The organism is Mannheimia kashgarensis (genome assembly GCF_041807705.1).
Taxonomy (GTDB): Bacteria; Pseudomonadota; Gammaproteobacteria; order Enterobacterales; family Pasteurellaceae; genus Mannheimia.
Genome location: NZ_JBGTYY010000029.1, coordinates 20,846 through 27,234 on the forward strand (window position 1 = coordinate 20,846; position 6,389 = coordinate 27,234).

General features: G+C 41.7%; 6 protein-coding genes and 1 pseudogene. 6 read left to right on the top strand and 1 reads right to left on the bottom strand.

The window, feature by feature from the left end:
* Window positions 1–25 precede the first annotated feature (25 nt).
* The 6 genes from ACERCF_RS10420 (at window position 26) to prmA (ending at window position 5,998) form a co-directional block, all read left to right on the top strand.
* A complete protein-coding gene (locus ACERCF_RS10420) occupies window positions 26–1,108 on the top strand; it encodes a HupA family protein (protein ID WP_373625526.1) in 1,083 nt (360 codons plus the stop codon).
* A gap of 320 nt (window positions 1,109–1,428) precedes the next feature.
* Window positions 1,429–1,539, top strand: a complete 111-nt coding sequence (gene lptM, locus ACERCF_RS10425) for an LPS translocon maturation chaperone LptM (protein ID WP_006248213.1) — start codon at window positions 1,429–1,431, stop codon at window positions 1,537–1,539.
* 105 nt (window positions 1,540–1,644) lie between these two features.
* Window positions 1,645–2,895 (top strand): diaminopimelate decarboxylase, encoded by a 1,251-nt coding sequence (lysA, locus tag ACERCF_RS10430; RefSeq protein WP_373625527.1) that lies wholly within the window; start codon window positions 1,645–1,647, stop codon window positions 2,893–2,895.
* 15 nt (window positions 2,896–2,910) lie between these two features.
* The gene (locus ACERCF_RS10435) at window positions 2,911–3,540 is read left to right on the top strand and encodes a glutathione S-transferase family protein (RefSeq protein ID WP_373625528.1); all 630 of its coding nucleotides are present in this window, start codon (window positions 2,911–2,913) and stop codon (window positions 3,538–3,540) included.
* Between the two features lie 64 nt (window positions 3,541–3,604).
* Entirely contained in the window at window positions 3,605–5,050 is a 1,446-nt protein-coding gene (tldD, locus tag ACERCF_RS10440; RefSeq protein WP_373611684.1) for a metalloprotease TldD, read from the top strand.
* 63 nt (window positions 5,051–5,113) lie between these two features.
* Window positions 5,114–5,998 (top strand): 50S ribosomal protein L11 methyltransferase, encoded by an 885-nt coding sequence (gene prmA / locus ACERCF_RS10445; RefSeq protein WP_373625529.1) that lies wholly within the window; start codon window positions 5,114–5,116, stop codon window positions 5,996–5,998.
* 291 nt (window positions 5,999–6,289) lie between these two features.
* On the opposite strand, the pseudogene ACERCF_RS10450 reads toward prmA, so the two are convergent.
* Window positions 6,290–6,389 (bottom strand): annotated as a pseudogene (locus ACERCF_RS10450) (IS1595 family transposase); the annotation flags it as partial.

Genomic DNA, 6,389 nt, shown 5'->3' on the forward strand with positions numbered 1-6,389 from the left:
TCGCCATTTGTTTAAGGAACAACATATGAAACAAATTATTAAAATCAGCCTTGTGGCAATGGCGGTTTTCGGTATCACAGCTTGTGGCAGTTCAAATAAATCCGAAAATAGTGCAACTATTTCTCCAGCCGCAACAGACAATCAAGCTAACGCCCAACCAGTCAATCCAAATCAAGGAAGTACCAATAATACCAAGCCATCACAACCAACAATAGCAAACAGAAATGTCGAAACAGACAGTAATGGCGTGGAGTGGCGTAACCGTACTTTGACAGAAAACAGTATTACTGGCTCATATAAAACATTGAAGGTAGTGTCTAATTTTCTAGATGACAACACTTGCACTGGCTATTGTGTGCAAGGTGGAAACTGGATTATTACACCACTTTCAGCCGAAAATGATCACGTTATCATTGATTTCAAAGAGTTAGGAAACAAGGATGGCAAGCCCTATTTCGGCGTACATCAAGGCACATTATCCGATCCAACTATTCAAGGACATAGTGATGTAAGCGGAACAAAAGTACGAAAAACAGAAATAGATTATCTATTTGTTAATCAGCCAAACACCACATACGGTATTCTGCATGATGGCAATACAGCAGATCTTTTTTATCAAGGTTTATATGCTGGTAAGCCATACCCACAAAATGTGATTGAGTTTGTTGTCCAAAATAACCGCAACGAATATCTCAATGAGTTAAAAGGTCAAGCCACCTATCAAGGCGAACTTCTAGCAGTCACAAGAACTGAAAGAGCATCTGGAGAACCTGACACTATCCCAAGTAAACCATTTGTAGATGGGACAGTAACTCTGACTGCTGATTTTGGTGGAAGTAAAAATTTCCTTGCTACTGATTCTTCAGTTAAAGGAGAAATTCACAGCAATACTCTTGGCAAAATCAGCCTAAGTGAAACTGCCGTCCATAAATTAGCAAATGCGTTTGAAGGCAAAGCCTTTGCGGGAGATTTTACTGGGGAATATAGTGGTTTATTTACTGGTCCGAAACTTGATGATGCCGTTGGTAGAGTGAATCTAGAAAATAAAGAGGCCAAAGCTGGTGAAATGAAAGAATACCACGCGGTTTTCGGCGGTACAAAACAGTAGTAATAGCATATGACAAGCGGTAGCTTTTCGGATAAATTTTGCAAAAACTGTCCAATAACGACCGCTTGTTTTCACATAAAAAGTGCAAATAATTATTCGCCTTTACGATCATTGTTATCAAAAGTTTATAGAAAATTCAAGGACAGAGATTTTGAACTGCTCTGGAAAGTTAGACTCATTTTCTTAAAATAATCTGAGCCACTCTTAACTATCAGTACCTCAATAGTCAAGTCTCACTAAACACTGAAGTGCTATTTTTTTATAGCGAGGGTACTGATTTTGTTTTAGAATGAAGCATCATTTTTTAAGCGGAAAAACCTATGAAAAAACTCATTTTAATCGCATTAGTAACTACTTTAGGCTTAAGTGCTTGCGGGGTCAAAGGCCCACTCTACTTCCCTGAGCAAGCCCCTAAACACGAACAAAAATAATCATTGCAAGCGGTCTGTTTTTGCTAAAATTTTGCAAATTTTTGTGAAAAAGCGACCGCTTGTTGCCTCTTTTTCTTTCAAAATCCCAAACACAACGGACTTTCAATGAACCATTTTGAATATAAAAATAACCAACTTTTTGCCGAAGAAGTCGCTATTGCCGATATTATCGAGCAATACGGCACACCGGCTTATGTTTACTCCAGAGCCACCCTTGAACGCCACTGGCACGCATTCAATAATGCGTTCGGCTCGCACCCACATTTAGTTTGCTTTGCAGTCAAATCCAACTCTAACATTGCCTTGTTAAATGTAATGGCTCGTCTCGGCTCTGGCTTTGATATTGTCTCTCAAGGCGAGTTGGAGCGTGTCTTAGCCGCTGGTGGCGAAGCCTCTAAAGTTGTCTTTTCCGGTGTAGCAAAATCGCACAGCGAAATCAAGCGAGCGTTGGAAGTAGGGATTCGTTGCTTTAACATTGAATCAGTTTCCGAACTTCACCGCATCAACGAAGTGGCTGGCGAATTAGGTAAAGTTGCTCCTATTTCTCTGCGTGTAAACCCAGATGTTGATGCCCACACTCACCCTTATATTTCCACTGGTTTAAAAGAAAACAAATTCGGCGTAAGCGTAACTCAAGCTCGTGAAGTTTATCGTTTGGCGAAAACTCTACCCAATGTGAAAATTACCGGTATGGATTGCCACATCGGCTCGCAATTAACCGAATTACAACCGTTTTTAGATGCAACCGATCGCTTAATCGTCTTAATGGAGCAACTGCGTGAAGACGGCATTGAGCTACACCACTTAGACTTAGGCGGTGGTTTAGGCGTGCCTTACAACGGCGAAGAGCCTCCGCACCCGACTGAATACGCCAAAGCCCTATTAGAAAAACTCAAAGGCTACGAAAACTTAGAAATTATTATTGAGCCGGGCCGTGCTATTACCGCAAACGCAGGCATTTTGGTGACGAAAGTGGAATACCTGAAACAGAATGAAGATCGCAACTTTGCGATTGTGGATACAGGTATGAACGATATGATTCGCCCCGCCCTTTATGAAGCCTATATGCAAATTACCGAAGTGAATAAAACCCTTGATCGCCAAACTGCTATTTATGATGTCGTTGGCCCAATTTGTGAAACCTCCGATTTCTTAGGTAAACAGCGAGAGCTTGCGATTGCAGAAGGCGATTTAATCGCAATGCGTTCTGCAGGTGCTTACGGGGCGGCAATGTCATCAACTTATAACTCTCGCCCACAAGCAGCAGAAATTATGGTTGATGGTAACCAAGCCCATTTGATTAAAGCCCGAGCAACTTACGCTGATTTATGGCGTTTGGAAAAATTACTCCCTTAATAAGAGGAAAAATAGATGAAATTATATGGTTTAGTTGGTGCTTGCTCATTCGTGCCACACGTTGCATTGGAATGGGTCAAATTGCACGCCAATCAAGATTACGACTTTCAAGCTGTAAGCCGTGAATTTATTAAAACACCTGAATTTTTGGCATTAAACCCTCGTGGAGCTGTGCCGCTATTGGTTGATGGCGACTTAGTACTTCCACAAAACCAAGCGATCGTTCACTATTTAGATGAGCTTTACCCAGATGCTAAACTTTTCGGCAGTAAAACGACTCGTGATAAAGCCAAAGCCGCTCGCTGGTTAGCTTATTTTAATGCCGATGTGCATAAATCTTTCGTGCCACTGTTCCGTCTACCAAGCTACGCGGAAGGCAATGAGGAATTAATCAAAGCCATTCGCCAACAAGCCGCAGAACAAGTGTTAGAGCAACTTGAAGTGGCGAACGAGCATTTAGAGAGCCATATTTTCTTTGGTGAAACCATCTCGGTTGCTGATGTTTACCTCTACATTATGTTGAACTGGTGCCGCCGTTTAGGCTTAGATTTCTCTCATCTTTCACAACTTTCTGCCTTTATGCAACGTGTTGAAGCAGATAAAGGCGTAGATAATGTAAGAGAACAAGAGGGATTAAAAGGATAAGTACAAATTTGTATTCAGCCCCCCTCTTTAGAAAAGAGGGGAATTTTTATTTTTAGGAATCACAATGTTAAACAAGGTTTCAGATAGCTTACTTGCACCAAGTGGGCTTGAATTATCACACTTAAGCCAAGTGCTTGATCACTTTTCAGGTCGTGATATTGATTACGCCGATCTCTATTTCCAACTCAGCCAAGACGAAAGTTGGAGCTTGGAAGATAGTATCATCAAAGAAGGTGGATTTTATATCGACAGAGGTTTTGGTGTGCGTGCCGTTTCAGGCGAGAAAACAGGTTTTGCCTATGCGGATCAAATCACTCTCAAACAATTAGAGCAATGTGCAGCAGCAGCTCGTTCTATCAGCCAAACAAGCGGTCAATTATTGGTAAAAAATTTCAAAAAAACGACCGCTTGCCCACGCTATGCAGCGATCAATCCGTTAGATACGATTAGCCGTGAGCAGAAAGTAGAGTTACTTCATTTGGTTGATAAAACTGCACGCTCGGAAGATCCTCGTGTTATCCAAGTGAACGCAAATCTATCCGCAGTTTATGAAGAGATGTTAGTGGCAGCCACAGACGGCACATTAGCCGCTGATATTCGCCCATTGGTACGTTTATCCATTTCGGTACTGGTAGAACAAAACGGCAAGCGTGAACGTGGTTCAGCAGGTGCGGGCGGGCGTTTTGGTTTAACGTGGTTCTTAGAACCGAATGCAACGGGCTTTAGTCGAGCAGAATCCCTTGCGAAAGAAGCTGTTCGCCAAGCGTTAGTCAATCTTACTGCCATTCCAGCCCCAGCAGGCACAATGCCAATTGTACTCGGTGCAGGCTGGCCGGGAATCTTATTACACGAAGCGGTTGGGCACGGTTTAGAAGGCGATTTCAACCGTAAGGAAGCCTCTCTCTTTACAGGCAAGATTGGGCAAATGGTTACCTCTGAACTTTGTACTATCGTTGATGATGGCACTGTACCAGATATGCGAGGCTCAATTACCGTTGATGACGAAGGCATACCATCACAACGCAACGTATTGATTGAAAATGGTGTTCTAAAAGGCTATATGCAAGATAAACTCAATGCTCGCTTAATGGGCATTGAACCAACGGGTAACGGCAGACGAGAATCTTATGCTCATTTACCGATGCCGCGTATGACAAATACCTATCTCACCGAAGGCAATCACGAATTTGAAGAGATGATTGAATCCGTCGAATACGGTTTATATGCTCCACACTTCAGCGGTGGACAAGTTGATATTACCTCAGGCAAATTTGTGTTCTCCACCGCAGAAGCCTACTTAATCGAAAAAGGTAAAATCACTAAACCTGTTACAGGTGCTACACTTATCGGTAGTGGGATTGAAGCAATGCAGCAAGTTTCAATGGTGGGTAAAAAAATGGAGCTCGATCCCGGAATTGGCACTTGTGGTAAAGAAGGGCAATCTGTGCCGGTCGGTGTGGGGCAGCCGACTGTGAAGTTAGATAAGATTACGGTGGGTGGACGTGGATAACTCCGTCCAATTTGCAAAATTTAGAGAAAATATCACCGCTTGTAAGCGGTAAAAGGAAATAAAATGGCTTGGATACAAATTCGTTTAAATAGCACAGACAAACAAGCTGAAGAAATCAGCGATTTTTTAACAGAGATTGGAGCGGTATCCGTTACTTTTATGGATAGCCAAGACACCCCTATTTTTGAACCGCTTCCGGGCGAAACCCGCTTATGGGGCAATACCGATGTAGTTGGCTTATTTGATGCTGAAACCGATATGAATGTTATCGTAGAAGCATTAAAAATTAGCAAATTAGTGGGAGAGGATTTCGCCCATAAAATTGAGCAAATTGAAGATAAAGACTGGGAGCGTGAATGGATGGATAACTTCCATCCAATGCAATTTGGCAAACGCTTATGGATTTGTCCAAGCTGGCGTGAAGTGCCAGATCCAAATGCGGTGAATGTGATGCTAGACCCTGGTTTAGCATTCGGAACAGGTACGCACCCAACAACTTCACTCTGCCTACAGTGGTTAGATGGTTTAGATTTAGCAGGCAAAACAGTTATCGACTTCGGCTGTGGTTCAGGCATTTTAGCGATTGCAGCACTTAAACTCGGAGCGAAACAGGCAATCGGGATTGATATCGATCCACAAGCCATTTTAGCCAGCCAAAATAATGCGAAAGCCAATGGTGTAGAAGATCGTTTAGAACTATTCTTAGCTAAAGATCAGCCAAAAGATTTACAAGCTGATGTTGTAGTAGCCAATATTCTTGCAGGCCCATTAAAAGAACTTGCACCTAATATTATTACTCTTGTAAAACCAAATGGCGATTTAGGCTTGTCAGGCATTCTTGCCACTCAGGCTGAAAGTGTATGTGAGGCTTATAGCTCATCATTTGAGCTTGATCCTGTGGTGGAGAAAGAGGAATGGTGTAGAATTACGAGTAGAAAAATATTGTAAAATAAAAGCGGGCTTAAGCCCGCTTATTTTTACGGGTTTTCAACGTTAAATAACATAGCACCAAACACAAAACTCCTTGTAAAATCCAATAGATACGCTTTACTTATCCCAATTTGAACATCTAAATCCGATTATAGAATAATATCATCTTGGATTTTCCGACATTAAATGGTTACTTCAAGTAAAATCGCATAATCCAAGTAAGGATTTCTCTTTTTTCATTTCAATTTCATTGGCTTTTTCAACCAAAGATCGCTCCAACTGCTTTAATTTTGGGGCTGTCCTAGATAACTAACCTAAACCCCCTTTAACCAATTGTTTTAAAAGGAATATTTGAGATTTTAAGTCACTGTGATTAAAACGCCATTCGCATTCTTTCAAATATAGCTCA

What these genes read in the sequence shown, in the direction of transcription:
- ACERCF_RS10420 (WP_373625526.1), top strand. Translation starts at nt 26, where the DNA reads ATGAAACAAATTATTAAAATCAGCCTTGTGGCAATGGCGGTTTTCGGT.
- lptM (WP_006248213.1), top strand. Translation starts at nt 1,429, where the DNA reads ATGAAAAAACTCATTTTAATCGCATTAGTAACTACTTTAGGCTTAAGT.
- lysA (WP_373625527.1), top strand. Translation starts at nt 1,645, where the DNA reads ATGAACCATTTTGAATATAAAAATAACCAACTTTTTGCCGAAGAAGTC.
- ACERCF_RS10435 (WP_373625528.1), top strand. Translation starts at nt 2,911, where the DNA reads ATGAAATTATATGGTTTAGTTGGTGCTTGCTCATTCGTGCCACACGTT.
- tldD (WP_373611684.1), top strand. Translation starts at nt 3,605, where the DNA reads ATGTTAAACAAGGTTTCAGATAGCTTACTTGCACCAAGTGGGCTTGAA.
- prmA (WP_373625529.1), top strand. Translation starts at nt 5,114, where the DNA reads ATGGCTTGGATACAAATTCGTTTAAATAGCACAGACAAACAAGCTGAA.